24 protein-coding genes are annotated in these 26743 nt (G+C 60.0%); 12 read left to right on the plus strand and 12 right to left on the minus strand.

Annotation, left to right across the window (positions count from 1 at the left end; genetic code table 11):
* Window positions 1–1196: aldehyde ferredoxin oxidoreductase family protein (locus B3V69_RS17860; protein ID WP_296448388.1), on the minus strand; the 1196-nt coding region annotated here is incomplete at its 3' end.
* Between the two features lie 39 nt (window positions 1197–1235).
* Complete coding sequence (locus B3V69_RS17865; protein ID WP_296448390.1) at window positions 1236–1712, minus strand: 4Fe-4S dicluster domain-containing protein; 477 nt, start codon at window positions 1710–1712, stop codon at window positions 1236–1238.
* Window positions 1713–1940: 228 nt separating this feature from the next.
* Here B3V69_RS17865 and B3V69_RS17870 point away from each other — a divergent pair, with 228 nt between their 5' ends.
* Entirely contained in the window at window positions 1941–3083 is a 1143-nt protein-coding gene (locus tag B3V69_RS17870; protein WP_296448391.1) for a helix-turn-helix domain-containing protein, read from the plus strand.
* A gap of 10 nt (window positions 3084–3093) precedes the next feature.
* Here B3V69_RS17870 and B3V69_RS17875 read toward each other — a convergent pair whose 3' ends face one another.
* Window positions 3094–5352, minus strand: a complete 2259-nt coding sequence (locus B3V69_RS17875; RefSeq protein WP_296448393.1) for an EAL domain-containing protein — start codon at window positions 5350–5352, stop codon at window positions 3094–3096.
* 148 nt (window positions 5353–5500) lie between these two features.
* Here B3V69_RS17875 and modA point away from each other — a divergent pair, with 148 nt between their 5' ends.
* The 4 genes from modA (at window position 5501) to B3V69_RS17895 (ending at window position 8913) form a co-directional block, all read left to right on the plus strand.
* Entirely contained in the window at window positions 5501–6250 is a 750-nt protein-coding gene (gene modA, locus B3V69_RS17880; protein WP_296448395.1) for a molybdate ABC transporter substrate-binding protein, read from the plus strand.
* A gap of 12 nt (window positions 6251–6262) precedes the next feature.
* The gene (gene modB, locus B3V69_RS17885) at window positions 6263–6949 is read left to right on the plus strand and encodes a molybdate ABC transporter permease subunit (RefSeq protein WP_296448423.1); all 687 of its coding nucleotides are present in this window, start codon (window positions 6263–6265) and stop codon (window positions 6947–6949) included.
* Entirely contained in the window at window positions 6946–8037 is a 1092-nt protein-coding gene (gene modC, locus B3V69_RS17890; protein WP_296448397.1) for a molybdenum ABC transporter ATP-binding protein, read from the plus strand. The genes modB and modC overlap by 4 nt, the downstream gene beginning before the upstream one ends.
* A 75-nt stretch (window positions 8038–8112) precedes the next feature.
* Window positions 8113–8913 (plus strand): class I SAM-dependent methyltransferase, encoded by an 801-nt coding sequence (locus tag B3V69_RS17895; RefSeq protein ID WP_296448399.1) that lies wholly within the window; start codon window positions 8113–8115, stop codon window positions 8911–8913.
* Window positions 8914–8930: 17 nt separating this feature from the next.
* Here B3V69_RS17895 and B3V69_RS17900 read toward each other — a convergent pair whose 3' ends face one another.
* From B3V69_RS17900 to B3V69_RS17915, 4 genes are all read right to left on the minus strand, one after another.
* Complete coding sequence (locus B3V69_RS17900) at window positions 8931–9695, minus strand: hypothetical protein (protein ID WP_296448401.1); 765 nt, start codon at window positions 9693–9695, stop codon at window positions 8931–8933.
* Between the two features lie 111 nt (window positions 9696–9806).
* Window positions 9807–10622, minus strand: coding sequence for a substrate-binding domain-containing protein (locus B3V69_RS17905; RefSeq protein ID WP_296448424.1), 816 nt, complete (start codon window positions 10620–10622; stop codon window positions 9807–9809).
* 8 nt (window positions 10623–10630) lie between these two features.
* Window positions 10631–11350: a phosphate ABC transporter ATP-binding protein gene (locus B3V69_RS17910; protein WP_414707572.1), complete on the minus strand. Its 720-nt coding sequence runs from the start codon at window positions 11348–11350 to the stop codon at window positions 10631–10633.
* Window positions 11347–12123 (minus strand): ABC transporter permease, encoded by a 777-nt coding sequence (locus B3V69_RS17915; protein ID WP_296448403.1) that lies wholly within the window; start codon window positions 12121–12123, stop codon window positions 11347–11349. Before B3V69_RS17915 ends, B3V69_RS17910 begins: the two co-directional genes overlap by 4 nt.
* 98 nt (window positions 12124–12221) lie before the next feature.
* On the opposite strand from B3V69_RS17915, the gene B3V69_RS17920 reads away from it, so the two are divergent.
* The gene (locus B3V69_RS17920) at window positions 12222–13352 is read left to right on the plus strand and encodes a substrate-binding domain-containing protein (RefSeq protein ID WP_296448405.1); all 1131 of its coding nucleotides are present in this window, start codon (window positions 12222–12224) and stop codon (window positions 13350–13352) included.
* A 207-nt stretch (window positions 13353–13559) separates the two neighbouring features.
* On the plus strand, window positions 13560–15257 hold the full coding sequence (locus B3V69_RS17925) for a sensor domain-containing diguanylate cyclase (protein WP_296448406.1): 1698 nt from the start codon (window positions 13560–13562) through the stop codon (window positions 15255–15257).
* A gap of 122 nt (window positions 15258–15379) precedes the next feature.
* Here the strand turns inward: B3V69_RS17925 and B3V69_RS17930 are convergent, their stop codons facing one another.
* Window positions 15380–15688, minus strand: a complete 309-nt coding sequence (locus B3V69_RS17930) for a HigA family addiction module antitoxin (RefSeq protein ID WP_296448408.1) — start codon at window positions 15686–15688, stop codon at window positions 15380–15382.
* Window positions 15689–15772: 84 nt separating this feature from the next.
* Between B3V69_RS17930 and B3V69_RS17935 the strand changes: the two genes are divergently transcribed.
* Complete coding sequence (locus B3V69_RS17935) at window positions 15773–16807, plus strand: XRE family transcriptional regulator (protein WP_296448410.1); 1035 nt, start codon at window positions 15773–15775, stop codon at window positions 16805–16807.
* A gap of 27 nt (window positions 16808–16834) precedes the next feature.
* Here B3V69_RS17935 and B3V69_RS17940 read toward each other — a convergent pair whose 3' ends face one another.
* Complete coding sequence (locus tag B3V69_RS17940; RefSeq protein ID WP_296448412.1) at window positions 16835–18097, minus strand: DUF4238 domain-containing protein; 1263 nt, start codon at window positions 18095–18097, stop codon at window positions 16835–16837.
* Window positions 18098–18368: 271 nt separating this feature from the next.
* A complete protein-coding gene (locus tag B3V69_RS17945) occupies window positions 18369–18791 on the minus strand; it encodes a transcriptional regulator (protein ID WP_296448414.1) in 423 nt (140 codons plus the stop codon).
* A 107-nt stretch (window positions 18792–18898) separates the two neighbouring features.
* Here B3V69_RS17945 and B3V69_RS17950 point away from each other — a divergent pair, with 107 nt between their 5' ends.
* On the plus strand, window positions 18899–20866 hold the full coding sequence (locus tag B3V69_RS17950) for a DNA methyltransferase (RefSeq protein WP_296448416.1): 1968 nt from the start codon (window positions 18899–18901) through the stop codon (window positions 20864–20866).
* Complete coding sequence (locus tag B3V69_RS17955) at window positions 20863–21201, plus strand: hypothetical protein (protein WP_296448417.1); 339 nt, start codon at window positions 20863–20865, stop codon at window positions 21199–21201. The genes B3V69_RS17950 and B3V69_RS17955 overlap by 4 nt, the downstream gene beginning before the upstream one ends.
* A gap of 217 nt (window positions 21202–21418) precedes the next feature.
* Here the strand turns inward: B3V69_RS17955 and B3V69_RS17960 are convergent, their stop codons facing one another.
* Window positions 21419–21718, minus strand: coding sequence for a HigA family addiction module antitoxin (locus B3V69_RS17960; RefSeq protein WP_296448419.1), 300 nt, complete (start codon window positions 21716–21718; stop codon window positions 21419–21421).
* 59 nt (window positions 21719–21777) lie between these two features.
* On the opposite strand from B3V69_RS17960, the gene B3V69_RS17965 reads away from it, so the two are divergent.
* Together B3V69_RS17965 and B3V69_RS17970 are read left to right on the plus strand one after the other, a co-directional pair.
* Entirely contained in the window at window positions 21778–23580 is a 1803-nt protein-coding gene (locus B3V69_RS17965) for a DEAD/DEAH box helicase family protein (protein WP_296448420.1), read from the plus strand.
* A gap of 36 nt (window positions 23581–23616) precedes the next feature.
* The gene (locus tag B3V69_RS17970; RefSeq protein WP_296448421.1) at window positions 23617–24732 is read left to right on the plus strand and encodes a TnsA endonuclease N-terminal domain-containing protein; all 1116 of its coding nucleotides are present in this window, start codon (window positions 23617–23619) and stop codon (window positions 24730–24732) included.
* A gap of 160 nt (window positions 24733–24892) precedes the next feature.
* On the opposite strand, the gene B3V69_RS17975 is transcribed toward B3V69_RS17970, so the two are convergent.
* On the minus strand, window positions 24893–26743 hold a 1851-nt coding region (locus B3V69_RS17975; RefSeq protein WP_296448422.1), incomplete at its 5' end, for a sigma-54-dependent Fis family transcriptional regulator.

Raw genomic sequence — 26743 nt, forward strand, 5'->3', positions numbered from 1 at the left:
GCCAGGGCCTGGGCCGAACCAAACGGTGCTTCGATACCAATCTGCTCTTTGGTCAGCACCCCCATTTCATACATTTCCATCACCGCACCGACGGTGGCGCCAAAGCTGATGGGGTCAATGCCTTCTTCGTTGCACAGCATGGTGGCGTACTGCAGCGCCTCCAAATCTTTCACCCCATTGGCCGCACCCAGTGCCCAAGCCGCTTCGTATTCCAAGCCGCCGGATGCTCCCCAGTATTGCGGCTTGTTGGCCACCGTGAAGTGGCTCTCGTCCATCTTGCTGATGCGCCCGCAGGCAATGGTGCAGCCAAAACAGGCCTGATTCGTCACCAGCTGCTTTTTGCCATCGGTCTTGCGCGGGGTAGCCATGGCTTCGGCCGAGATGTCCTTGGCGCTCTCGAACTGGTTGTCGCGGTGGTTGCGGGTCGGCAATGCACCCATTTCGTTGATGACGTTCATCAGCACCTGCGTGCCATAGGCCGGCAAGCCCTGACCGGTGACGGCGTTGTCAGCGAGGATTTTTTTCTTTTCAGCAATCGCCTTCATGAAGGCTTTGGGGTTCTGGATATTGCCCACGCCCTTGGTGCCGCGCACCGCGATCGCCTTGAGGTTCTTGCTGCCCATGACGGTGCCCACACCCGATCGGCCCGCCGCACGGTGCAGGTCGTTCACGACGCTGGCATACAGCACGCCGTTTTCACCGGCCTTGCCGATGCTGGAGACGCGCGTCAGCGGGTCCTGCAGGCTCTTCTTGAGCATCTCTTCGGTCTGCCAGACGCTCTTGCCCCACAGGTGGGCCGCGTCGCGCAATTCCGCCACATCGTCGTTGACATAGAGGTACACCGGTTTGGCACTCTTGCCCTCGAAAATCACCATGTCCCAGCCCGCCATCTTGAACTCGGCACCCCAGTAGCCGCCCGAGTTGGAGCAGGCAATGGCGCCCGTCAGCGGGCTCTTGGTAATCACCGTGTAGCGCCCGCCAGTGGAGGCCATGGTGCCGGTCAGCGGGCCGGTTGACCAGATGATCTTGTTGGCCGGTGACAGGGGGTCGACCATGGCGTCAACCTCTTCCACCAGGTACTTGGAGCCCAGCCCACGTGAGCCGATGTAAGCGCGCGCCCAATCCATATTGAGCGGCTCGGATTTGACGCTACCGGCGGTCAAATCAACGCGAAGAATTTTTCCTGCCCATGACATGATGAATCTCCTTAAACAGCTAGACGCTGGTTTATGAATTTAAGCAGCCGAAGGCTGGTTACCAAGCTTGTCTGCCCACTGTGCCATCTTGCCCAGACCGGTCCAATTGGCGTCGATGAAGGTGATGGCGCCGGTGGGGCAGGCATCGGCACAGGCCGGCTCGCCACCGCAGAGGTCGCACTTTTGCACCTTGCCGGTCTCCTGCACGTAATTGATGGTGCCAAACGGGCAGGCAATGGTGCAGACCTTGCAGCCGACACAGGTAGATTCGTTCACCACTTTGGCGCCGGTCAGCTTGTCCACCGTGATGGCCTCCACCGGGCACGCATGCAGGCACCAGGCCTCGTCGCACTGGGTGCAGGTGTAAGGCACTTTCTTGCCGGTGTGGTGAAAGTCAAAGACCTTGATGCGCGACTTGGCGGTGGCGAAGGTGCCATAGTTCTCGAAAGAACAGGCCATTTCGCACTGCAGACAGCCCGTGCACTTGTCCGCGTTGATGTGCAACACTTTTTGCATGTGTCTCTCCTCTGGGTAGCGGCACGCAACGTATGCAATGCCTTGCCTATGAAATGAAATACATAGCCATTGTTAAACCTCTGGAACGCATGCCACCTAGGGATAACCCTAGTCAAGAACCAGATGCGCGTGAAATTCTCAAATTGAAACAGTGCGTGAAACCGCCCTTTGTGTACGAAAATCGCAATGCACGTGAAAAACCGCATCTCGCGAACCATGAAACACACCATGCCAAACCTTCCCATGGCCACCTCGATGAGCAGCCCCGCCCTGCGGCTGGTCGGCATTGAGCGCGCGCGTCGTGCCGTGATGCAGGATCACGCCGCACTACTACCGGTCGGCTGGATTGCGCCCTGGATTGAGCGCTCCTGGCAGCGCTGCATGAACCTGGGCTTGCAAGCCCACGAGCCGATCGACTTTGCCGTCATAAGCCATCAGCAGATGCGCCGCACCCATGACGCCAATCAGCGACTGGTGCACGCCGCGAAACCCATTCTGGAGGGTCTCGGACGCGCCATTGTGAACACGCGCTACTTCGCCATTCTGACCAACGCCGAGGGTATCGTGGTGGATGTCAGCGGCCCCATCGACCGCTCGGACCCGCGCGCCTATCACGTCACCCGCATAGGCGCCGATCTGTCGGAGCGCAGCGTGGGCACCACGGCCATTGGCACGGCACTCACCGATTTGCAGCCGGTGTGGCTGCACCGGGGTGAGCATTTCTTCTCCTGCACGTCTCATTACAGCTGTGCCGGCGCCCCGCTGTTCGGCTCCGACGGCCAATGCGTGGGCATGCTGGATCTGACGGGCATCGACGCGGTGGAACGCCCGGAACTCAAACATCTGGTCACCCAATCGGCCAGCAAAATCGAGAACGCCCTGATACTGGCGCAGGCGCATAGCCTGATGGTGCGCCTGAACTGGCCCGGCAACACACTGGGCAGCGAAGCGGACGGCATGATCTGCCTGGACGCCGACGGCTGGATCACGGGCGTCAACCGGATTGCACGACAAATGGTTCCCCATCTTTCCAGCATGGGACAGGCGGCACTGCACGTCAGTGAAGTATTTGGTGTCCCTTATCAATTGCTGTTTGATGCGGTGCGGCGCAATGATGCTCGCCTGGAAATCCCGCTATGGACCGGTTTGCGCTTGCAGGCGCTGCCCATCACACGTGCGCGGGAGGCGGAACCGGTCGCCCTGGGGCGCCACGGGCAAACGCCTGAACCCGTGCCCCTGAAGGATATGGAGACGGCCATGATCCGAAAAGCAGTCACCGACGCCCGCGGCAACGTGACCGAGGCCGCCCGTGCCTTGGGCATCAGCCGCGCCACGGTGTACCGCAAAGTGGGGCACAAGAAGCCGACCTGAGGTGCCCCGTTTAGTGGGAAAGTTTGGGCGGGCCAAGCACTTGGTCCAGGGGCACGGGATAGCCCACCGCGTAGCCCTGCGCATAGTGCACGCCGATTTCTCGCAGCAGCTCACGAATAGCCTGACTTTCCACAAACTCCGCCACCGTCTGTTTGCCCATCAGGCAGCCAATTTCATGGATCGACTTGACCATGGCCAGGCTCACCGGGTCGCGCGCGATGTCTTTCACGAACTGGCCATCAATCTTGAGTACGTCCACCGGCAGGTTTCGCAGGTAGGCGAACGAAGACAGGCCACTGCCAAAATCATCCAGCGAAAATTTGCAGCCACGCGCCCGCAAAGTATCGATGAACCGGTTGGCCGCGGGCAGGTTGCTGATGGCCGCGGTTTCGGTGATTTCAAAACACAGCTTGTCGCAGCGCAGCGTCGTCTTGTCCAGGCTTTGCAGGACGAAATCCATGAATGCCGTATCGCCCAGCGATTGCCCGGAGAGGTTGATGGCGCACTGCTCGATGCGGTCCTGGTTCGCGGCCACCCATTGCACAGCGCGCGTCACCACCCAGCGGTCCACGCGCGAGGCCATGTGATAGCGCTCGGCTGCAGGCATGAACTGGCCCGGCGATACCAAGCCACCCAGGTCGTCCTGCATGCGCAACAAAATTTCACAATGCAGACCCGTTGACAGACTCCCACCGAGCGGCACGATGGGCTGCGCGAACAACAAAAACCGGTCATGCAGCAAGGCGTTCTCAATGCGGCTGACCCACTCCATGACCCCATAGCGCTGTGCCAGCGCCGGGTCATCTATCGCGTAGACATGGATGCGGCCGCGCCCGCCATCCTTGGCCACGTAGCAGGCGCTGTCTGCCGCCTGCAACAAAGCGCCCACGCTCTCGCTGGCCGCATCCAGAAGCACCATCCCAATGCTCACGCCGACGCCAAAATTCTGCTCGCGCCAAACAAAACGGTGGGCCGTCAGACTCTGCTGCAGCCGCTCGGCCACCAGCAGGGCCTGGCCGACGTTCTGGTTCATCAGGACGATTCCAAACTCGTCACCCCCAATGCGACAAAGATGGTCTTTGTCGCACAGCACATTGGCAAAAAGTTGGGCAATCTGGCATAGCAGTTCGTCACCTGCCGTGTGGCCGCAGGTGTCATTGACCACCTTGAATTCATCCAGATCCAGATAGCACACCACATGCTGCTGGGCTTGGTCGCGCGTGTGCTCGAAGGCCTGCGCCAAGACCTGCTCGAAGGCACGGCGGTTACCCAAGCCGGTCAACTCGTCATGCGTGGCTTGAAACGCGATCTCCTTGCTCAGACGGCGCTGCTCCGTCACATCCCGAAACACCAGCACCGCCCCCTGCACCTCGCCGTCCGCGTCCCGAATCGGGGACACCGCCACCTCCGCCATGAAGCTGTCCCCCTGGTGTCGGTCCAAGGCGAGTTGCGGATAGCGATGGGTTTCCGCCGCAAAAATGACCTCCGCCACCAAGTCGAGTTCTGAAGCTCCACTGCCCGCTTCGCTCAATCGAAACACTTGGCTGTACGGGAGGCCCACGGCGGCGGTCAGTTTCCAACCCGTCAGCGTCTCGGCCACCGGATTGAGGTAGAGCAACTCTCCGGCGGCATTGGTCGTGATCACGGCATCGCTGATGGCGTGCAGCGTGACTTGCAAGCGCTCCTTTTCATGGTACAGCGCGTCTTCGGCCTGCTTGCGGGCCTGCGTGAAACGCACCCGGTCCAGCGCCACCGCCACATGGCCCGTCATCGTTTGCATGAATTCAAGTTGCCAGGGTGACGGCGGGCGAACGCCCTCTTCGTCACCATAAGTCCCCATACCCACCGAGCCCAGGCGCTGTTCGGCCAGCACCAGCGGCACATTGATGATGGTGCGGTTTTGCAGCTGCGCCACGATCTGTTTGTTGGTGCGGGGGTCGGTGCGCGCATCCTCCACCACCACGACATGATCGGCGGTCATGATCTCCTGCAGCATCAGATCGCCGGCAATCGGGATGTCCATCGACTGCGCCAGGCGCGACACATCGGATGCACCACCCGAAGTCACATGCATGATGACCGACACGATGCCCGGCTTGTCACCAAACACAGCCAGCCAGGCGTGGGAATAACCCAGCACCTGTTCAGCCACCGGTGAGAATGCATCGAGAATGCCGGACAAAGTCCAGGCACGCTCCAACCGCTTGCACAGTTGTAGGAGTGCCTTGGTGGACAACTGAGTGTCGATCTCGGTTGTGAGGTGGGCCATGGCTTCAGTGTAGCGGCAGAACCTGCCCACGCTGTGCGCGTCACGCGTGCCCCGGTGTTGCGTCAGCAGGGTTAACGACAAATGATGGTGATGTGAAAATATCTGCGGTAACAATACCCGCTTATCCATCAATAAAAAATGTGATGCCATGTTCGCACGTGTTTCTTTCTGTTTAATAGTTTTGGCGCTAGGGAGCGTGGCGCAGGCTGAAGAGGTTCGGGTCGCCGTGGCCGCCAACTTCGCGCTGCCTTTGAAGGTGCTGGCAGCCGATTTTGAGAGAGACTCAGGCCACAAGATGCTGGTGTCCGTCGGGTCCACGGGCAAGTTTTACGCCCAGATCAAGGGTGGCGCGCCGTTTGATGTGTTCCTGGCGGCTGACGACGAAACGCCCGCGCGGCTGGAAAAAGAAGGCGACGCAGTCGCTGGCTCGCGTTTCACCTATGCCACGGGCAAACTGGTGCTCTGGTCGGCCAACGCCAACCTGGTGGACGGCCAAGGCCGGGTTCTGGTCACCGGCAATTTCAAGCATCTCGCGCTGGCCTCGCCCAGCTTGGCGCCCTATGGCGCAGCCGCCGTGCAAACCCTGTCCCGGCTCGGATTGCTGACCACGCTGACACCCCGCTTCGTGCAAGGCGAAAGCATTGGTCAAGCCTACAATTTTGTCGCCACCGGCAATGCCGAACTGGGCTTTGTGGCTCTGTCGCAAGTGTATGAAAACGGAAAAATCAGCAAAGGCTCCGGCTGGATCGTACCGGCCCATCTGCACAATCCGCTGCGCCAAGACGCGGTGCTGCTGGCGCGCGCCAGCCACAACCCGGGCGCATCCGCGCTGCTCGCTTTTTTGAAAACGGACAAGACCCGTTCAGTGATTCGTTCGTTCGGCTATGACACTGAGTAGGTTCGTGACGTGATGCCCGCCATCTATGGGGACGCCATCGCCCTCACTCTCAAACTCGCGGGCTTCAGCACCCTGATCTTGCTGTTGCTCGGCACGCCGCTGGCCTGGTGGCTGGCACGCACACGCTCCTGGCTCAAGGGCCCGGTGGGTGCGCTGGTGGCCTTGCCTATTGTTTTGCCACCGACCGTGATCGGGTTCTACCTGCTGGTCGTCATGGGGCCGCAGGGGCCGGTGGGACAAGTCACCCAAGCTCTGGGGCTGGGCCTGCTGCCTTTCACTTTTGCCGGCCTAGTCGTGGGCTCGGTTTTTTATTCACTGCCGTTTGTGGTGCAACCGCTGCAAAACGCCTTTGAAGCCATTGGCGAGCGTCCGCTGGAGGCCGCCGCCACGCTGCGTGCGTCACCGCTGGACACTTTTTTCAGCGTCGTCTTGCCCCTGGCCCGGCCTGGCTACCTCACCGCCACGGTCATGGGTTTTGCCCACACCGTCGGCGAATTCGGCGTCGTGCTGATGATTGGCGGCAACATTCCCGACAAAACCCGCGTGCTGTCAGTGCAGATTTATGACCATGTGGAAGCCCTGGAATACGCCCAGGCGCACTGGCTGTCGGCCGCCATGGTGCTGTTCTCGTTTGTCGTGCTGCTGCTGCTCTACACCTTCAACCCGACCGGGCGGCGCCAGGGAGAACTTGCGCGATGACGAGCGATTCCTCCCAGCGGATACAGGCCAGGTTCAAGCTCCACTATCCCGGCTTCGTGCTCGACGTTGATCTTGACCTGGCCGGACGTGGCGTGACCGCCCTGTTCGGCCCATCGGGCTCGGGCAAGACCAGTTGCCTGCGCACGATGGCGGGCTTGGAGCGCCGCGCGCAAGGCTACATGGCGGTGAACGGTGAAGTCTGGCAGGACGACTCAACCGGCCTGTTTGTGCCGGTGCATCAGCGCGCGCTGGGTTATGTGTTTCAGGATGCCCATCTGTTCACGCACCTCAGCGTTGCCCAAAACCTGGCCTACGGCATGGCGCGCATCGCACTTGCACAACGCCGCGTTTCGCTGGACCAGGCCGTCGCCCTGCTGGGCATTGGCCACTTGATGAGCCGCCAGCCCGCGACCCTCTCAGGCGGTGAACGCCAGCGTGTGGCCATTGCCCGTGCCCTGGCCACCAGCCCGCGTATTTTGTTGATGGACGAACCGCTGGCCGCACTGGACGCCCGGCGCAAGGCGGAGATCCTGCCCTACCTGGAAAAGCTGCACAGCGAGCTCGCCATACCGGTGCTGTACGTGAGCCACGCACTGGACGAAGTGGCGCGTCTCGCCGATCACTTGGTGTTGCTCGAAGCGGGCCGAGTCACGGCCAGCGGCGCCACCAGTGCGTTGCTGACGCGACTGGACTTGCCACTGGCACATGGCGATAGCGCCAGCGCGGTGCTGACGGCCACCGTGCACAGCCACGACCCCGATGACCACCTGACCCTGGCCCGTTTTTGCGGTGGAACTTTGACCGTGCCCATGCAAGCCATTGAGACCGGTAAGCCGCTGCGCATTCGGGTGCAAGCGCGCGACGTGAGCCTGACGCTGGAAAAACAAACCGGCACCAGCATCATCAATATTCTCAACGCCACCGTCACCGCACTATCGCCTGACAGCCCCGGTCAGGTGATGGTGGCGCTGGATGTCGGTGGCTGCCCGCTGCTGGCCCGCGTCACCAGCCGGTCCGCCCGCATACTGGGGCTGACGCCGGGGCTGGCACTGCAGGCCCAGATCAAGGGCGTGGCGATTTTGGGCTAATAATGCGCCATGAGGCGATCGGGACACCCGGCGCGCGCTGATCTTCGTGCGATTTTGATTTTCAAGGGGAAAGAAATGCCAGCCTGGTTGTTGTACACCGTTTTTTCATTGATTTTCGTTCTTGCCAGCACCGCCCTTTTCTTCTTCACGCTAACGCGCGGTGCCTTGATCATGCGCGCCGTCCTGGGCAATTCGCGGCACGATGCGGCTCACGTCTATCCCATTTACTCGAACATGTGGCTCATCCGCTTGGTCGATTTTCAGCCGGTCATTGCCGCGATTTTGCTGTTTCAGTACGACCGCCTGGTGTCCGCCATCACCAGCGGGCTGAACCACATGGACTTGCGCGGCAAGACGGTGCTGATCACCTCCTGTGCCTTTGGCAATGTGATCCCGCGCGTGGTCACGGCGGCCATCGAATCGGGCGCCCGCCAGGTGTTGATCGCCGACATCATCAAGAATGAACTCGACCACGCGCAGGGCAAGCTGAGCGAGTTCTCGGGCAAGTTGCAATTTCTGCAAGAGAACGCCACGGCGATGAAACAGGCGGACGGCTCGGTCGCCGTCAACGTGATCTTCTTCCTGCTGCACGAACTCCCGCACCCGCTCAAAGGCCAGGCCTTACGCGAGGCCGCAAGGGTGCTGGCACCCGGCGGCAAGCTCTACCTGGCCGAATTCCATCGCCCTGACGTGTGGGTACTGCGGGCGTTGAGCTGGACTTACTTCAAGGTCTTTGAACCCTTGGGGCTGGCGCTCTGGCATACGCATGACCCGCTCAAGCAGCTTGAAGCAATGGATGGTTTTACCTGCGAGCGCCGCACGGTTTTCTTCGGCAATTTTCAGATTCTGGTGGCCACCAAGAACCTTGTGGCCTGAAGCCTGGGTTTTCGTCATCAAGGTTTGATGCCGACAAAGCTGAGACCCTTGCTCCGAGAATTGTCGAGCGCGGCCAGATAGAGGCTCTTCACGCTCGAATCAAAGTACCCAATACCAGTGACTGCACTGGTACCGTTTGCGCAGACGCCGCCGCCAAAAACAACGGCCAGATCGTACAGGTTGCCTTTGGCGCGCGGCACAGCCGTTCCCAAGAATTGGCAACCGCCGGTTCCGGTGCCAACAACCACCCCCAGCGAACTGACCACTATCGTTGTCAATTCATTGCTGCCCGCAGCAGAAGCGATGCCTGTGTAACTGCCGGCAATAGCCGACCGGCTGGGGGTTTGCTCGTAGTCCGCGTTATACGAACTTGTGAATGTGAATGACGGGGACAGGTTGGGGTAGTTGACCGACCCATTGAAGCTTTGCTTGACCACGTAGTTTGCAACTACCGTGGCATTGTTGACGCCCTGCCCGGCGAGATTGAAGTCTACGGCGTCGGAAGAAGAGAAACTGCCATTGAGAGAGTTCCCCGTACCTTGCACAAAACCGGCGATGGCGGCGCTAAGATGCGGAACGGAGAACAAAACCCAGTAGGTACCATTGTCAAGAACAATACCCGTGACCGAACGCGATGTGCTGGTGCTTCCGGTCCACAGCCCTTCCGCACTGGCGACAGACGCAGTGCCGCCACCACCACTTCCACCGCCGCCGCAGGCCGCCAATGCCAGTAGCCATGACAAGGCACAAGCTTTGATCACTGTCATCGTCTTGACGTTCACGCTGGCTCCTTCCGCTACTTCACGTCGGATGGTACTCCTCTCGCGGCATTGAGACTGCGGCTAACCTTGGCCGCCCCGAGCTCTGAGCGTGGCTATGCGTTCCAGTCAAATTCACTTGCCAGCATTGGGGAAAAACAGCTGTTGACCGCCAATTTTATAACTGGCGATCACCGCCTGCCCCGGCGCAGACACCACCCAGTCCACAAACTTCTGGCCATCTGCGGCCTTCACATGCGGGTGCCGGGCCGGATTGACCAGCATCACGCCGTACTGGTTGAAGAGCTTGGTGTCGCCTTCGACCAGCACCGTCAAGTCGCCCCGGTTCTTGAAACTCAGCCAGGTGCCGCGATCGGCCAGTACATAGGCGCCGCTGCTGGACGCGATATTGAGCGCCGGGCCCATGCCGCAGCCGCACGCTTGGTAGCCACTGCCTTTGTTGTCTTGCATGGCCGCCAGTTTCCAGAAGCGCAACTCGGCCGCATTCGTGCCGCTCTTGTCGCCGCGCGAGATAAAGTTGGCGTTGGAAACCGCCAATTTTTTCAAGGCTTGCACAATATCGCGGCCCTTTACTTTGGCCGGGTCCGCGGCGGGGCCGATCAGCACAAAGTCGTTGTACATCACGGGAAAACGTTTGACGGCAAAACCATCCGCCACAATTTTTTCTTCCGCCGCCTGGTCATGCACAAACAACACGTCAGCATCACCCCGGCGCCCCATGTCCAGCGCCTGGCCGGTGCCCAGTGCCACCACTTTCACATCCAGGCCGCTGGCTTTTTTGAACTCAGGCAGCAGATAGGCAAACAGGCCCGACTGCTCGGTGGAGGTGGTAGAAGCCACCACGATGGACTGTGCCTGCGCACTCGCGGACGCTACAAAAATAATAGCTGCCAACGCATATTTAACGGGGGCTAGAGGCCTAAAAGTCATAAATAATTTCAAACAAGTTCTCCTTTGATAAACAAATGGGCCGCCGGGTACTGCAGTTGCAGCAGCGGCCCGCTGAAAAATTCACTGACCGGCAGATCGGCCAGCACACGCCCATGCTCCAGGTAAATCACCCGGCTCGCCAGGCGCTTGACCTGGCCCAGGTTGTGGCTGGCAAATACCAGCGTCATGGCCGAGGGCGGCTTGGCAAACTCGTCAATCAGCGCCTCCACTTCGCGTTTGGCATGCGGGTCCAGACTGGCGGTGGGCTCGTCCAATAGCAGCACCTGGGGGTCCGTGGCCCAGGCCCGCGCCAGCGCCACGCGCTGCTGCTGGCCGCCCGACAGCGTACGGGCGGGGCGCAAGGCCAGCTCGGCCAGGCCGACCCGTCCCAGCGCCGTCAGCGCCAAAATCTTCGCCTCGCCCCAGGGCGTGCCGCCCAGCCAGAGCCCGAGTGCGATATTGCTTTGCACCGACAGGCGCAACAGGTGCGGCCGCTGAAACAGCATGGCCTGGCGCAGCCCAGGCTCATGCATCACCTGACCCGCCGTGGGCGCCGCCAAGCCATGCAACAGGCGCAGCAGAGTGCTCTTGCCGCAGCCATTGGCCCCCACCAGTGCCACGCGCTCGCCGGGCTGAATCATCAGCGTCACGTCCGACAAGGCACGCACGGCAGAGGCCGGGCGTCCGAAATGCACACTCGCAGAGGAGAGCCGAAACACCGGTCTCACGGGGCGGCCTCCACGGTTCGGACCGGCACGCCACGGCCTTCTTCGCGCTCCCCTTCACGGCCTCCCTCGTTACTTTCGCTACGCTCGCGCCAGCGCCTCGCCAAGGCAATCAGCACATTGAGCAAGAGCACCACGCCCAGCAAGATCAGCCCCAGGCCCAAGGCCAGCGGCAGATCGCCTTTGCTGGTCTCCAGCGCAATGGCGGTCGTCATGACGCGGGTAAAGCCGTCGATATTGCCGCCCACGATCATCACCGCGCCCACTTCCGAGATGGCCCGGCCAAACGAGGCGATCAAGACAGTGAGCAGGGCGTAACGCTCATCCCAGGCCAGCAGCAGGCTGCGCAAGCCTGGCCGCGCACCCAGCGAGCGCAACTGCTCGCCGTGAATGCCTTCGGCGTCCTCCACGACTTGACGGGTCAAGGCCGTGACCACCGGCAGCACCAGCAGCGCCTGCGCCAGCACCATCGCCTTGAAAGAAAAAAGCCAGCCCAGAAACCCCAGCGGACCCGAGCGCGACAGCAACAAGTACACCACCAGCCCGACCACCACCGAGGGCACCGCGAGAAAGGTGTTGAGCAGGCTCAGCACGGCGGCACGGCCGGTAAAGCGGGCCACCCCGAGCCAGGCGCCCAAGGCCAGCCCGAGCCCACAGGCCAGCGCGCAGGCGGTGGCACTGACCGCCATGGAGCGGCCCACAATGGCCAACAGGCCGGCGTCCCCCGACGCGATAAGTTGCAGCGCGGTGGCGGCGCTGTCGGTGATTGAAGTCATATCGTGAACCTTTGCGGGACAGACCGAAGTGCAGCGTAGCTCTGTCCTCAACTGATGTATCGTAGCCACCGACTCAATTACCTGCGATATGAAACGCCGTGCATAGGCTCCAACTCCACTACACCCTCTCGCGCGACAGCAGCCCGGCGCTGGTGCGCAACCCGCTGATTGATTTACTGCAGGCCGTCAGCACGCAGGGTTCCATCTCGGCCGGTGCGCGTGCGCTCGGGCTGTCCTACCGTCACGTCTGGGGTGAACTCAAGCGTTGGGAAAACGAGTTGGGCAACGAGCTGGTGGTGTGGGAAAAAGGCCAGTCGGCGCGCCTGACCGAATTTGGCGCCAAGCTGATGTGGGCCGAGCGCCAGGCGCAAGCGCGGCTGGCGCCCCAGATTGAAGCCTTGCGCGCCGAACTGGAACGCAGCTTTGCCGTCGCTTTTGACGACTCCGCCCATGTGGTGACGCTCTACGCCAGCCATGATGCCGCCTTGAGCGCCCTGCGCGAGCATGCGCTGCTGCGGGCTCACGGTCAGGGCCAGGGCCAGCTGCACCTGGACATTCGCTCCACCGGCAGCGTGGACGCGATTCGCGCCCTCAATGAAGGGCGCTGCGTGATGGCCGGCTTTCACACGCTGCAGGGTACCGGGCCCGACACCTTGACCGAGCGCACCTACAAACCCCTGCTGCAACCGGGCCAGCACAAGATCATCGGTTTTGCCCAGCGCACGCAAGGCCTGATGGTGGCCAAAGGCAATCCCCTGGGCTTGAGTTCACTGCCAGACATCGCCACCCGGCATGCCCGTTTTGCCAACCGCGCGTTGGGCACCGGCACGCGCGTGGTACTGGACGAACTGCTCAACCAGGCCGGGCTGGCGGCGAAAGACATCGAAGGCTACGAGCACACCGAACCCTCGCACGCCGCCGTCGCCCATGCCGTGGCGGCAGGCCAGGCCGACGCGGGTCTGGGCATCAATGCAGCGGCCCACCACGCGGGACTGGATTTTGTGCCGCTGGCCCAGGAACGCTACCACCTGGTCTGCCTCAAGTCAGCCCTGGCGCAGCCCGCCATCCAGGCCTTGTTGCAACTGCTGAAAACGCCGGCGTGGCAGGATGAAGTGGCGCGTATTCCGGGGTACAGCGCGCTGCAAAGTGGCGAGGTTCTGTCCATGCGGCAGGTATTGCCCTGGTGGAACTATCGCCAGGAAAAAACTCACGCCATGGGCACACGATGATTTTTTGAGTGGCTTGCGCGTTGAAGGGCTATCATCCCTACGTCTGTGCGAGCAACAAAAACCAATATGCAGTCAACCAGCGCCCGGCAACTCGCATTCGTATTATTTTCTCTCATCGAATGTCTGCACCGCCGCGCAAAATCGGGGCTGTCTGAGCCTGCGCGCAGGCCACGGCGTTTCTGGTCGGCCCTGCTGGCCCTCCTCCTGATGATGGCTGCGGGTCGCCTGCAAGCGCAACCGCTGCTACTCACCGAACTGCCGACGGGTTCACTCGGCACCTGGGCCGACCTGCTGGTGGAAGACGGACCGCCGCTAAGTCTGCAAGAAGCGCAGGCCGGCCAACGCGAAGGCCTGTTCCACAAAGGCAAGCGCCCGGTACTGACCTACGGCATCGGCGCCCGGCCACTCTGGGTGCATCTGGAGCTGCTCAACCCAAGCGCCAAGTCATTGCCCATGCGATTGGTTGCGGGAACTGCCTGGATCGACCGACTCGATGTGTTCCTCGTTCACGACAATCAGGTGAGCGCCAGTTGGCAAACGGGCGATGAGAGCCCCAATCCGAATGGACTGATTCCGGCGGTGGGTTTCACTTTCGATCCCCATTTCGCGCCGGGGCGCAGCGATCTGTACTTGCGGGTCGAAACCGACGACGTACTGGTTCTGCCGATCGAATTGATGTCCGAGGCGCAGGCCATCTCCAACGAGCGCTTGCTGCACTACGGTTATGGCTTCATCTACGGCTTCCTGATGGCCTTGATCGCCTACAACATCATGCTGTTCGCGGGGCTGAGGAAACGTAGCCATCTCTACTATTCTTTGTACTTGGCCTGTCTGATTTTGCTCAATGTGGCCTACACCGGGCATGGCAACGCCTGGCTGTGGCCCGATCAGCCGTTGCTGCAACGCTATGTCATCCTGGTGTTGATGGTGCTGTTTGGCTGTTGTGGCCTGCTTTTCGCCAGCCGTTTCCTGGCCCTGGCGGAACATGCGCCACGCGTGCTGAACCTGGTCCGACTGAGCGTCTTGCTGGGCTTGAGCTTGCTTGGATGGTGCATCGTGATCGGTAACCGCCAAGGCGCAGCCCTGGTGGCCTTCAGCTTCCTGTCATTGTTCGCCCTGTACATGGTGCTGCTCGGCGTCCTCACCATTCGCCATGGCCGGGCGGCTGGCCGCTATTTTCTCGCGGCGACGTTGTGCGGCATGCTCGGCACCGTCTCCACCACGTTCGCCGCATGGGGCTGGTTGCCGTTTACGCCGATAAGCTACCACGCGGTGGAGTTCGGCATGATCATTGAGGCCACGCTGTTGGCACTGGCGCTGGCCTACCAGATGCGTCAGCAACAGCAGGCAAGCCTGCGCGCCGAACATTTGGCGGGCCTGGACCCGCTGACCGACCTGCACAACCGCCGGGCTTTTCTTGAGCGGGCCGGACCGGTCTGGAGCACGGCAGTGCGCAGTGCCCGCCCCTTGACATTGATCCTGTTGGACATTGACCACTTCAAGCAGGTGAATGACCAGCACGGCCATGAAGCAGGAGACCGCGCTCTGGTGGCCATCTCACAGCGTTTGTCCCAAGCCTGCCGGGAAGGTGATATTTTGGCTCGCTGGGGAGGTGAGGAATTCATGTTCTTGCTGCCAGAAACCGATCTCGCACAGGCCAGCGCGTTTGCTGAACGAGTACGGCAGTCGATCGAGGCTCAGCGCCTGTCAGTGAAGCAGGAAACCGTCGTTCTGACCGCCAGTTTCGGCGTCGCCGAGCGCACCCGGCAAACGCTGCTGGAAGAGCTGATCAACGAAGCCGACCTCGAGCTGTATAAGGCCAAGCAAAGTGGGCGCAACCGGGTCTCGCCGGCACGCACGGAACAATTGCCAGCCCGTGCAACACCGGGGTTGGTCGTACGGTGAACGTTCTTCGGATTGGATTGGTCGGCTGCGGCGGCGAGAGCACCGGAATATTGATGAAATAGGCCTCTAGCCCCCGTACGATATGCGCAAGCAGCTATGTATTTCATAGCGTTCAAGAAATATCAAGACACCGCTGGCTGAAAAACCCGGATGCGCGGGACGATCTTGTCACGACTCTCGCGCGTCACGATGCGCATGTCGTATTCGGTTTGCAGGTTCAGCCAATAACGCGGCTCCATGCTGAAAAACAGCCCCAGACGCAGGGCCGTGTCCGCTGTGATGGGGCGTGCCCCGTTCACGATATCGCTGATGCGGCTGGGCGGCACATCCATGTCGCTGGAAAGTTGCCGCGCGGTAATACCCATGGGCTTCATGAATTCTTCGAGCAGAATTTCGCCAGGGTGAATTTCGTCTAGCAGTTCTTGTGTCATGTTGGGCCTCCCTGTAACGGATTTGATATTTTAAGGAACCCTGAAAGAGAAGTCCTACCGTAACCCTTGGTTTAGACTCGCGCCATGTCTGCCAAGGCCCACATCAATCCCAACATCTTGCGCTGGATGCGTGAGCGCGGTGGGCTGGACGTGGGTGACGCCGCCCACGCCGCCAGCATTTCGCCAGACCAACTGATCCGTTGGGAAGCGGGCGAAAGCCAACCCACATTCATTCAGGCGCAGAAACTGGCTCAGGCCCTGCACGCGCCGTTTGGGTACCTATTTCTGGCCGAGCCACCCGCTGAAGACCTACCTCTGCCCGACCTGCGTACCGTGGGCGGCGCCCCTGTGCCGCGCCCCAGCGTAGATTTGCTGGACACCATCCGCCTGTCGCTACAACGACAAACCTGGTATCTGGACCACCAGCACGACGAAGGCGCCGATCCCCTGCCCTTTGTGGCACGCTTTGCAACGGACGCCCCGGTGCGAGCTGTCGCCGCTGATATGCGGGCCGTGCTAGGCATTGACGTAGAAAATGGTCAGCGCACCTGGGAAGTCTATTTCCGCCAGCTGATTGATGCGGCTGAGTCCGTCGGCATCCTCGTCATGCGCAGCGGCATCGTTGGCAACAACACCCACCGCCCGCTGGACGTGGCTGAGTTCCGGGGCTTTGCGGTCAGCCATCCGCTCGCCCCCCTCGTGTTCATCAACAGCGCCGACGCCCCGGCCGCACGCCTGTTCACCCTGATGCACGAACTGGCCCACGTATGGGTGGGCAGCAGCGGCATATCCAACGCCAGTCCCGGCAACGCCCGGCGTGAAGAAGTGTTCTGCAACGCCGTGGCCGGTGAGTTTCTGGCCCCGCATGACGTGTTCACCCCTCTGTGGACTGCCAGCACCGCCAGCCTGCCCGAGCGTGTGGCCGAATTGGCCGCCTTTCGTGACAAACCGGGTGGCGGTGGCAACTTTTACCGCAACGCCAGCGCAAAGAACAGCAAGCGCTTTGCCCGCGCTGTGCTGGCCGAGGCCCTGAGCGGCCGACTGCTGCTGCGGGATGCAGGACGCCTTCTCGGCGTGCAGCCAGGCAAGCTGCGGCTGCTCGCAGGAGAGCTTGAATAGTGACATCTCTTCACAGGGTCAGGACTTTCAACGATTGATCGCCGCGTCAAGTGTGTCCATTGCAGGGTCTGCATAACGAATCCGAAATCGCACTGGTGCTGAATTGGTCAGAATTTCGACGCGGACGTTACGTTTCATTTGGCATTGTTGCTTATCTACGTAGTGTTGCATTTCTTTAAATGGGGCGTCGGCTAACGCTCGATTTAGGACGTCAAGGTCACGCGTCTCACCTTCGCATTGTTTCGCCTGCCAATTCTGGATCGAGAGCATATAGTGGTTGCTCTGTCCAAATAGCACTAACCACTGACCATCAGGCATTCGGTTAGCAGGAGGGGGAGCAGAACCCATCGAACCTATTTGTACGTGCGATTTCACATGACGCAATTCGGGATGAGCCTCAAGCTTTGCCCGCACTGCGTCAAACGCGTTTTGCGAGCCATACAAAAAACGTGAACTACCCGCAATCTGTAATGCGTTGAAGCAAGCGACAGAGTTGTCCGACCATCGAACTGGGAGTCCAGTCCGCAGGCCTTCTCTAAGTGCGATAAGCCTCTGGGCTGACTCTTGAGGCAACTCAAGTTCTTCAATGGGACGAGCGTTTAGATTAATCTTCACGCTCTTACAGAGCATGGCCAACACAAGATCCGGGCCCAATGGAAGGTAGACACCAACACCAGGCGAACTTAGCCCAGAGTCACCATAAGGCACCGTGCTTTGGCGGACAACTGGGTGATCTGATATAAAAAATGACGTTGAGCCAGCCCCCTCAAACAACACAAAATCCTTATCTTCTAGGGCGATGCGCAAGGAATTACGGTCCAGAAATGTTTTGACCATGCTCCGCCGACTGTCGTTGTCGGTAGGTAGCGAAAAATCTTCAGGTTTGGCAAGTCCGCTCTCGGCGAGAGAGTCCACAAGGTCAACCGCGATTTGAGTCATCGTCGTGCGCATAATCGGCGTGCGAAGCAACTGAACAGCGACCATGTCGGCCCAATCCCGGCGATCATCGGCAGTTACCACAGAAAGATTGCGAGCCCGATGAATCAGCTTCAGAAGAATAGCTAATCGATCATCCACCTCTTGAAAAAGATGCTCGAAATTCCAAACGCCATTTTCTGTCTCTAACTTATTGAAGTCGTGCTCCAAACCCGCAAATTTCTTAATGGATTTAAGAGCTGCTTTGCCGCAGGTCTTGTCAAAAACATAAATCTGGTTACGGGTTCTATCGGTACTAAAGTATTTCAGAAGTGATTGCGGAACGTAGTGGTGCTTTTTGGATTCGTGCTGCAAATTTGACTCCAGTCAGTTTATTTCAGATGGCAAAACACTATAAACCGCTAATTTGCAGCCTGCTACCTTTGCGCCGGGATGCCTCCGCAGCCCATTACTCATTAATGTAGTCCCGACTCAATCTGGCCTCATTACGCTGGAATCGAACAAAGAAGTCCGCTGGGATAATCTTATTGTTGTACCCACGCAACCGAGGTTGTCATTTAGTTCACTGCTGTTGGTCGTTTTCATCCATTGAGCAACCTCCAGCCGTACACGGACTGATCGTCAGTCAATCCTTGCCCGGCGTATCCGGCACCTCAGCGTCGCCATGCACCTTGGCGAAAGTCAGGATCACTTCGCGGATGATCTTGCGTTGGGGGGCTGGCAGCTTGAGGAAGGCGTCGAAAGTTTCGCGCTCCAGGTAGCCCACGCCTTCGTCCCAGCGCTGTTTTTGTTGCTGGATGGAGGTGCGCACAGCCTCGCCAAAACGCAGAACCTGCGGCTCCACCTTCAACCATTCGGCCAGCACCTGCAGTTTTTCCTGGGTCGGAATAGAACGATTGTTGAGCCAACCCCACGCAGCTTGATTGCTGATAGATCGTCCGTACCAGCGTAAATTGAACTCGTGCTCCAGCACAGATGGACTCGCAACATACCCCGCCTTGACCATGGCATCACGTAGACGGTTGCTGAATTCTATTTTTTCGTTCATCAACCACACGCTATTGATCACTTGAGGAAAAGATCAACTTTCAGTTGATAATGATTTCAACAACCACTTGATTTCATTCTTCAACCATTGGTTGATTTCTTACTCACATGCCCAAATCCCTGCTCGAACAACTCCCCGACATCGTGGCCAATGGCCGCAAAGAAGCTGAAAAAATCCTGGAGGGCATTGAGAGTCGCCACCGCGTGTCACTGCAAATCCGTGAAGTGGTGCTACCCGCCAAGGATTCAGCCGTGCAGGACTGGGTGACGGCGCAAAACCGGCAGGCACGACATGTCAACCACGATGACGCCTGGGTCAATCGCCTGATTTACGGCGACAACCTGCTGGCCATGGCGGCTCTGCTGGCGGGCGATGAGAACACGCCCTCACTGCGCGGCAAAGTGGATTTGATTTACATCGACCCGCCGTTTGACAGCAAGGCCGACTACCGCACCAAGGTCACGTTACCCGGCGTGGAGCTGGAGCAAAAGCCCACCGTCATCGAGCAGTTTGCCTACTCTGACACCTGGAGCGACGGCACCGCCTCCTACCTCGCCATGATCACGCCCCGGTTGATTTTGATGCGCGAGTTGCTGGCGGACACCGGCTCGATCTATGTGCATCTGGATTGGCATGTGGGGCATTACGTGAAGCTGGTGCTGGATGAGGTTTTTGGAAAAGGTTGTTTTCGCAACGAACTGATCTGGCACTACAGCGGCTGGAACAAAACTTTACTGAATTCGTTTGAAAAAAGACATGACACGATCTTCTTTTACGGAAAGTCGGAATCACAGTTTTTCCAGTCATTCGCAGAACCTTATGGATCAAAAGAAGAGTATCTCGCCAACCGAAAGCAAAAGCTGTACACCGACGAATCTGGGCGGGAATACACACTTGACACTCGGGATGGTGGGCAAAGACAGACCATCATTTACCTTGAAGAGTCCCTAACCAGAGGCAAGGTTGTCGATGATATTTGGAAGATCGACAAGATAAATAACTCCGCAAAAGAATCTCGAAACTACACGACACAAAAGCCTGAAAGACTCATTGAGCGAATTATTGCAGCATCCTGCCCCGAAGGAGGCCTTGTCGCCGATTTCAACGGTGGCTCCGGCACCACCGCTGCCGTCGCCGAAAAACTCGGCCGCCGCTGGATCACCACCGACCTCGGCAAACCGGCCTGCATGATCATGCGCAAGCGGCTAATCGACCAGGACGCCAAGCCTTTTCTGTACCAGGCCATCGGCGACTACCAGGTCGAGGCCGCCAAGGCCATGCTGGGGCGGGACTTTCGCATTGGCGACCTGTCGCAAATCGTGCTGTCGCTCTACGGCGCGCTGCCGCTGCCGCCCGACGTCAACCCGCAGCGCAACCTGGGGCAGATCGCGGGAATGGCCTTTGGCGCGGGCAAGAGCAGCAAGACGCTGGTGCTGGCCGATTCACCCAACAAGCTCACCGGCGCGGCCACGCTCAAAAAGGCGATTGCGCAGCGCGACAACCTGATGGGCGGCTGGGACCGGGTCGTGGTGCTGGGCTGGAACTTCGAGCCCTCGATTGGCGAAACCATCACCGCACTGAACGACAGTCGGCTCGAAGTGCTGGTAATTCCGCCCGACCTGATGGACCGGCTGAAGAAAAAAGGCGGCATCGACAAGCTGCGCGGGCAGGTGCGGTTTTCTTCGTTGCAATATTTGACGATTCACCCGATTGAGCGCAAGGCGGAAGGCGAACAGGAAACGTTGACCGTCAAACTCAAGAACTACGTATTGCTGTCGCCCGAAGCCATCAACCTGGATGACGCCAACCGCCTCAAGCTGCAAGCCGTCATCAACCAGGAGCCGCTGGCGCTGATCGAATACTGGGCGGTGGACCCGGACTACGACGGCCGGGTGTTCCGCTCAGTCTGGCAAGACTACCGGGGCAACACCGCGAATGACGCCGATGCGCTACGGGTGGTGACGCAGGCGGTGGTCACGACCGCCACAAAACCCGGTCCACGCAAAGTCTGCGTGCGCGTGGTCGATGTGTTTGGATTTGAAGCCGAAGTCATTTCAACCTTGGAGAAACCATGAAAAAAACTATCTCAATCAAAACGACATCACAAACGATAGGTGGCGTCAGTCAACTGGAGGTCGAGGCGGGAACCAATGGACCAAAAGGCGGCGACAGTGGCAGTGGTAGCCGGACATTCGTCAGCATCGCCGATGGCGGAGGGACGGTTTGGAACGTGACCGTTGTAGATGAGGATGGCAACGAAAATACGTTTGAAAGCCCAACGGAAATCGCGATCACTTTGGGTGGCGATTCTGAACTGGACACGATGATCCGCGCTCTGGAATTTGCACTGACTGCACTCAGAGGCACTGCGGAGGAGTCAACACAAAAATCACGCGACACAACACTCTGAGCGGATTGGCTACGACTCTGGTATTTCAGTGCAAAAGTATTCCCACCGCCTTTGGATTTCTTGCTTGCTTTTACGCAACAAATCAATCTCTTCAGATGTCAGGCGGCGGGGTTTCGGATTTACACCGATCAAATCGTTTAGTCGTTTCGTGGATGGCGTGAAATCGCCCCAAGTGCTGGGGTCATCTGGATCAACGGGAATAGGGCTGGTCATGGCTTCAGACCACAGCCAGCGTTCGCACCGCGAGCAAACTGTCTTTCAACTCCACCTGAGCCATCTTCAAATCGTAGGCTGCTTGAAGGTTAAGCCAGTACTGCGGGGTTTGACTCAGCGCCAGTCCCAGCCGCAACGCCAATTCAGCTGTGATGGGCCGTTGGCCTTTGAGCAGGCGCGACACGCGGGTGGCGGAAATGCCGATGGCATCGGCAAAAGCCGCCTGCGTCAGCACCATATCTCTGAGCATTTCGCACAGAAATTCACCGGGGTGAATGGCTGGCAAGCCATTACTCAAATTCATATTTTTCATGATGCCCTGACTGTAGCAACGGGCAATGCATCTCACAAGTAGGAACGGCCATGACCGCAGCAGACAACCAACTCGCCCTCTCCATCGGCCTCACCGCCAAAACCAACCAGCTGTGCCTGGGCCTGGAGTCCGGTTCCGCCGACATTCTGGAGCTGGTGACACCCACCACCGCCGAGCTGCTGCTGTGGTGGTTTGGCGAGGACATGGTGCTGGCGCGCAGCGGGCTGAACTTTCATGCGGGGCAGAGGCAGGCGATTCTGAACGCCATCGTGGCGCACGAAGTTTTGGGGAAAGATCATGAAAACTGGACGCTGCTGGACCTGTACCGAAGCTGCGCGCCCGATGCCTTGCTGACCGGCACGCGCCTGTTTGATGTGGCGCAGGCCAAACATGCGCACCCCAAATACTGCTTCAAGATGGCCACCGGCACCGGAAAAACCTGGGTGTTGCAGGCGCTGCTGATCTGGCAAATGCTCAACAAAACGGCGGCGCTGGCTGAAGGCATTGACGACGCGCGCTTCACGCGCCAGTTCATGGTGGTGGCGCCGGGGTTGATTGTTTATGAGCGGCTGCTGGACGCGTTTTGCGGCAAGCTGATTGAGAACGGCAATGGCTCGCGGGATTTCGCCACGTCCGACATGGACCGGTTTGCCGACCTGTTCATGCCCGATGCCCACCGCGATGCGGTGTTCGCCTTTGTGCGCGGTAACGTATGCAACAAGAATGAGATTGGCCTGAAAGCTACCGGCAACGGCATGATCGCCATCACCAACTGGCACCTGTTGAATGAGGGTGACACCGCCGATGAGGTGGAAGAAGTAGAAGCCTTGGGCGCGCCGCTTGAGCCACAGCAGGTGATCAACGCCGTGCTGCCGCTCACCCCCGGCCGCGCCACCGGCAACAGCCTGGACGTGCTGGACCGGCGCTACGCACGCGGCAATGTGCTGGAATTTCTGGCGGGACTGCCCGAGCTGATGGTGTTCAACGACGAGGCGCACCACATTCACGAGTTCAAGCGCGAAGGGGAAAGCACCGAGGTGGAATGGCAAAAAAGCCTGTCGCGCATTGCCGAAACCAAGGGGCGGCGCTTCGTACAGGTGGATTTTTCAGCCACGCCTTATAACGACGTGGGCGCCGGAAAAACCAAGCGCAAGGTGTACTTCCCGCACATCGTCACGGACTTTGACCTGAAAAGCGCCATGCGCGCCGGGCTGGTCAAGTCACTGGTACTGGACCGGCGCAAGGAGATTGGCGCGCTGCCTTTGGAGTTCAAAGCCGAGCGCGACGAGCAGGGCAACCCGGCTTTGAGCGAAGGCCAGCGGGTGATGCTGCGTGCCGGCCTGAAAAAGCTGCGCAAGCTGGAAACTGACTTTGCCCGGATCGACCCGTCGCGCCACCCCAAGATGCTGGTGGTGTGCGAGGACACCACGGTGTCGCCGCTGGTCGCCACTTTTTTGCAGGATCAGGAAGGCCTGAACGAAGACGAAGTCATGCTGATCGACTCCGGCAAGAAGGCCGAACTGGGCGAGAAGGACTGGGCGCCGGTGCGCCAGCGCCTGTTCAGCGTGGACCAGCACGCCACACCACGTGTCATCGTCAGCGTGCTGATGCTGCGTGAGGGCTTTGACGTGAACAACATTTGCGTCATCGTGCCGCTACGCAGTTCGCAAGCGCAGATTCTGCTGGAGCAGACCATTGGGCGCGGCCTGCGGCTGATGTGGCGCGACGACGAATACACCGACCTGAAACGCGAAAACCGCGAGCGCATCAACGCCGGCCAGGAGCCGGGCAGTCTGCTGGACGTGCTGTCCATCGTGGAACACCCGGCCTTTCAGTCGTTTTACGACGAGTAGATCAAGGAAGGGCTGGCCGGCACGACGGGTGACGACATGGACGACACGTCGAGCACTGGCGACGTCATCGCTGCCGAACTGCGCGAGGGCTACGAGGCGTTTGACTTTGGCATTCCATTCATTCTGCAAGAAGCTGACGAGGTGCGGGACCATCACACGCTGGACCTCACCGCCCTGCCCGCTTTCAACGCCATGACGGTGGCGCAACTCACCGGGCTGCTGGGCAAGGGCGACACTTTCATCTCGCAAGACCTGCAAAGCGCCACGCTGTTTGGCGACTACCGGGTGGATGGCGCGGTGATGAACGTGGGCGGCTACAACGAATATTTGTCACGTTTGACGCGGCGCATCAGCCAGGCACTGAGTGAGCCTGTCCCCAAAGGCAATAAGGTGGCGACGCATCTGGCCAAGCCTTACTTGCAAGTGAATACGGCCGAGTTGACCGGCTGGCTGGACGACTACATCTGGACGCAGTTGTTTGACGCGGCGTTCAACCCGATGGAGGGCGAAAACTGGCGTGTGTTGCTGCTGCAACCCGTGGTGGATCACATCACCAAGGTGTTTGCCGTGGCACTTTTGGAGTCGGAAAAAAAGCACTCCACTGGGCAAACCGAGGTGCATTTACGCCGTTTGAGCGAAGTGCCGCGCCTGATGATGCGCGAGAGCCATTCAGTGGAGGTGAGCAAATGCATCTACACCCGGCTGGCGTGGCCCGCGCGCAATGGCGGGCTGGAGCGGGCATTCATTCACTGGGCGCAGGCTGACACGCTGGTTGAGGCGTTTTGCAAAATCAGCGAAAACCGCCACACTTTTGCCCGGCTGCGTTATGTCAAAGACGACGGCTTACCCGCGTTCTATTCACCCGATTTTCTGGTGCGTACGACCGATGCGGTGTACCTGGTGGAAACCAAGGCACAGCAGCAAACCATTCACCCCAATGTGCAGCGCAAGCTGAAAGCCGCGCTGGCCTGGTGCGAGCGCATCAACGGTCTGAGTGCTGAGCAGCGCGGCGGCGCGCCCTGGCATTACGTGCTGCTGGCGGAAAACGTGGTGATCGAGTGGCAGGCCAAAGGCGCGCGATTGGCGGAGTTGCTGGACTACGCCCGACTGCGGCCATTGGCGGGCGCCTCGCTGCAACAGCAACTGATCTGAGTAGCACAAGGACTGGCAGTGGTTTAAGATAAATCAGCCTCTAGCCCCCGTCCACTATGCGTATTCCGCTATATTTTCAATAGCAACTCAGGATTCAAATCAGCGTCCCCCTGTCGTGCGTGGATTTCTCAGCGACCGTGAGCGAAGCATTGACGTCCGCTCAAACGTTGATCTTTCGGTACAACGTTTGCCGACTGATGCCGAGACTTCGGGCCGCTTGGGAGATATTGCCGCGGCTGTTTTCCAGCGCTTGCCGAATGGCAGAACGGGAGAGTTCTTCGAGGTTTTGCGGCGCGCCCTCTGCGGCTGATGGCAAAGTCCTTCGCGGCAGCGCTGTGAGTTCTTCGGCCATGTCATCCGGCAGATGCTGCCAGTCGATGCAGTCCTCGTCCGGGCCCAGCATGGCGCTCGCGGTGCGCAGCACGCTGGCGTATTGGCGCATATTGCCGGGCCAGGGATAGCGGCTCAAGCGCGCCAGCAGATCGGGCACGAGATGAATGTCGCGATCCGGGTTGATACTGCTCAGCACGCGCTCGGTCAGCAGCTGAAAATCGGTGCGCTCACGCAGGGCCGGCAGTTGGACCGTGAGCCCGTTGATTCGGTAATAAAGGTCGCTGCGAAAGCTTCCCTTGTCGGCTTCCTCGCGCAGTTTGCGGTGGGTGGCGCAGATCAGTGCGAAATCAACATCCACCGGCCGCGCCCCGCCCAGCGGGGTGACCTGGCGCTCCTGCAGCACGCGCAGCAGGCGGGTCTGCATGCCCAGCGGCATGTCACCGATTTCATCGAGAAAAAGCGTGCCGCCATGCGCTTCGCGCAAGCGACCGGGGCTGCCTTCGCGTCGCGCGCCCGTGAAGGCACCCGGCGCGTAGCCGAACAGCTCGGCCTCGATCAGGTTTTCTGGCATGGCGGAGCAGTTAATGGCCACGAACGGCCCGTCGCGCCGCGGGCCGCTGTCGTGCGTGGCGCGCGCAAAAAGTTCCTTGCCAACACCCGATTCACCCTGAAGCAGCAGCGAGATAGGCTTGTCCACGATGCGTCGGGCCTTGTCGGCTGCGCTGCGCCAGCGCAGGTCGCCGGTATCCAGGCGGCTCAGGGCATCAGGGGGTGTGGACTTCAGTGGATCGGTACTGGACGGCGCAGCCGCGGGCAGTGCCAGTTGATCCATATGCAACTGCACAAAGAGCATGGTGCCGTCGTGCAGGTGGATCTGCGTGGGCTGGTTGGGGCGACGCTTGTGGCGCGAGCGCAGCTCGTCCAGACGCACGTCGATGGCGCTCTCCAGCAGAGTCGCGCCCAGATCCGTCGCTCTCAGGCGAAGCAAGGCCAGGCCGGTGCGGTTGGCGCCGACGATCCAGCCGTCGTCCGAAAGGGCAATGATGCCTTCGGCCACGGAACCAATGCCTTCGGGGTGGGCATGCAGGTGCAGACGAATGTGGCGCCGACAGCTGGCGATGACCAAACCGTTTTCAATCATGCGCGCCGCCGTGCTGACCAGCCCCAGCGTATGCGGATGTCCGCTGCGCTGCTCGCCCGAGATGTCGAGGATGCCCAAGAGCTCGCCACTGGCCGACATGATGGGAGCAGCGGCGCAGGTCAGGAAACCGTTGCGCTCCAGAAAGTGCTCGGAGCCGTGGATTTCGACCCCACTGGCTTCCGCCAGCGCGGTGCCGATGGCATTCGTGCCGCGATGCTCCTCGTGCCATGAGGCTCCGCAGGAGAGCGCCACGCGTTCGGCCTTGTCCAGAAAATAGGGGTCGCCCAGCGTGTGCATCAGCGTACCCCGGTTGTCGGCCAGAATGACCACGCTCTGGCTGTGCCGTACCTGCTCAAACAGGTATTCCATCACCGGGCGGGAGTGCGCGAGCAAGTCGTGGTTGCGTGCCAAGGCGTGGCGCAAATCGCCGCCACTGCTGTGCTCGGTGTTGCTTAGCCTGCCCATGGGCAGCAGGCCCGCGGCCAAGCTGCGTTGCCAGGAACGGGCGAGACGCTCGTCGATGGCGCCGGGCGGGCA

The sequence above is a fragment of the Rhodoferax sp. UBA5149 genome, from assembly GCF_002413825.1.
Lineage (GTDB): Bacteria > Pseudomonadota > Gammaproteobacteria > Burkholderiales > Burkholderiaceae_C > Rhodoferax.

Excerpts from the sequence above, each read along its gene's own strand:
- B3V69_RS17905 (WP_296448424.1), bottom strand. The coding sequence starts at position 10,622 with ATGACTTTTAGGCCTCTAGCCCCCGTTAAATATGCGTTGGCAGCTATT.
- B3V69_RS17960 (WP_296448419.1), bottom strand. The coding sequence starts at position 21,718 with ATGAATTTGAGTAATGGCTTGCCAGCCATTCACCCCGGTGAATTTCTG.
- B3V69_RS17935 (WP_296448410.1), top strand. The coding sequence starts at position 15,773 with ATGTCTGCCAAGGCCCACATCAATCCCAACATCTTGCGCTGGATGCGT.
- modB (WP_296448423.1), top strand. The coding sequence starts at position 6,263 with ATGCCCGCCATCTATGGGGACGCCATCGCCCTCACTCTCAAACTCGCG.
- B3V69_RS17955 (WP_296448417.1), top strand. The coding sequence starts at position 20,863 with ATGAAAAAAACTATCTCAATCAAAACGACATCACAAACGATAGGTGGC.
- B3V69_RS17865 (WP_296448390.1), bottom strand. The coding sequence starts at position 1,712 with ATGCAAAAAGTGTTGCACATCAACGCGGACAAGTGCACGGGCTGTCTG.
- B3V69_RS17915 (WP_296448403.1), bottom strand. The coding sequence starts at position 12,123 with ATGACTTCAATCACCGACAGCGCCGCCACCGCGCTGCAACTTATCGCG.
- B3V69_RS17870 (WP_296448391.1), top strand. The coding sequence starts at position 1,941 with ATGCCAAACCTTCCCATGGCCACCTCGATGAGCAGCCCCGCCCTGCGG.
- modC (WP_296448397.1), top strand. The coding sequence starts at position 6,946 with ATGACGAGCGATTCCTCCCAGCGGATACAGGCCAGGTTCAAGCTCCAC.
- B3V69_RS17930 (WP_296448408.1), bottom strand. The coding sequence starts at position 15,688 with ATGACACAAGAACTGCTAGACGAAATTCACCCTGGCGAAATTCTGCTC.
- B3V69_RS17970 (WP_296448421.1), top strand. The coding sequence starts at position 23,617 with ATGGACGACACGTCGAGCACTGGCGACGTCATCGCTGCCGAACTGCGC.
- B3V69_RS17945 (WP_296448414.1), bottom strand. The coding sequence starts at position 18,791 with ATGAACGAAAAAATAGAATTCAGCAACCGTCTACGTGATGCCATGGTC.
- B3V69_RS17875 (WP_296448393.1), bottom strand. The coding sequence starts at position 5,352 with ATGGCCCACCTCACAACCGAGATCGACACTCAGTTGTCCACCAAGGCA.
- modA (WP_296448395.1), top strand. The coding sequence starts at position 5,501 with ATGTTCGCACGTGTTTCTTTCTGTTTAATAGTTTTGGCGCTAGGGAGC.
- B3V69_RS17965 (WP_296448420.1), top strand. The coding sequence starts at position 21,778 with ATGACCGCAGCAGACAACCAACTCGCCCTCTCCATCGGCCTCACCGCC.
- B3V69_RS17895 (WP_296448399.1), top strand. The coding sequence starts at position 8,113 with ATGCCAGCCTGGTTGTTGTACACCGTTTTTTCATTGATTTTCGTTCTT.
- B3V69_RS17950 (WP_296448416.1), top strand. The coding sequence starts at position 18,899 with ATGCCCAAATCCCTGCTCGAACAACTCCCCGACATCGTGGCCAATGGC.
- B3V69_RS17925 (WP_296448406.1), top strand. The coding sequence starts at position 13,560 with ATGATGGCTGCGGGTCGCCTGCAAGCGCAACCGCTGCTACTCACCGAA.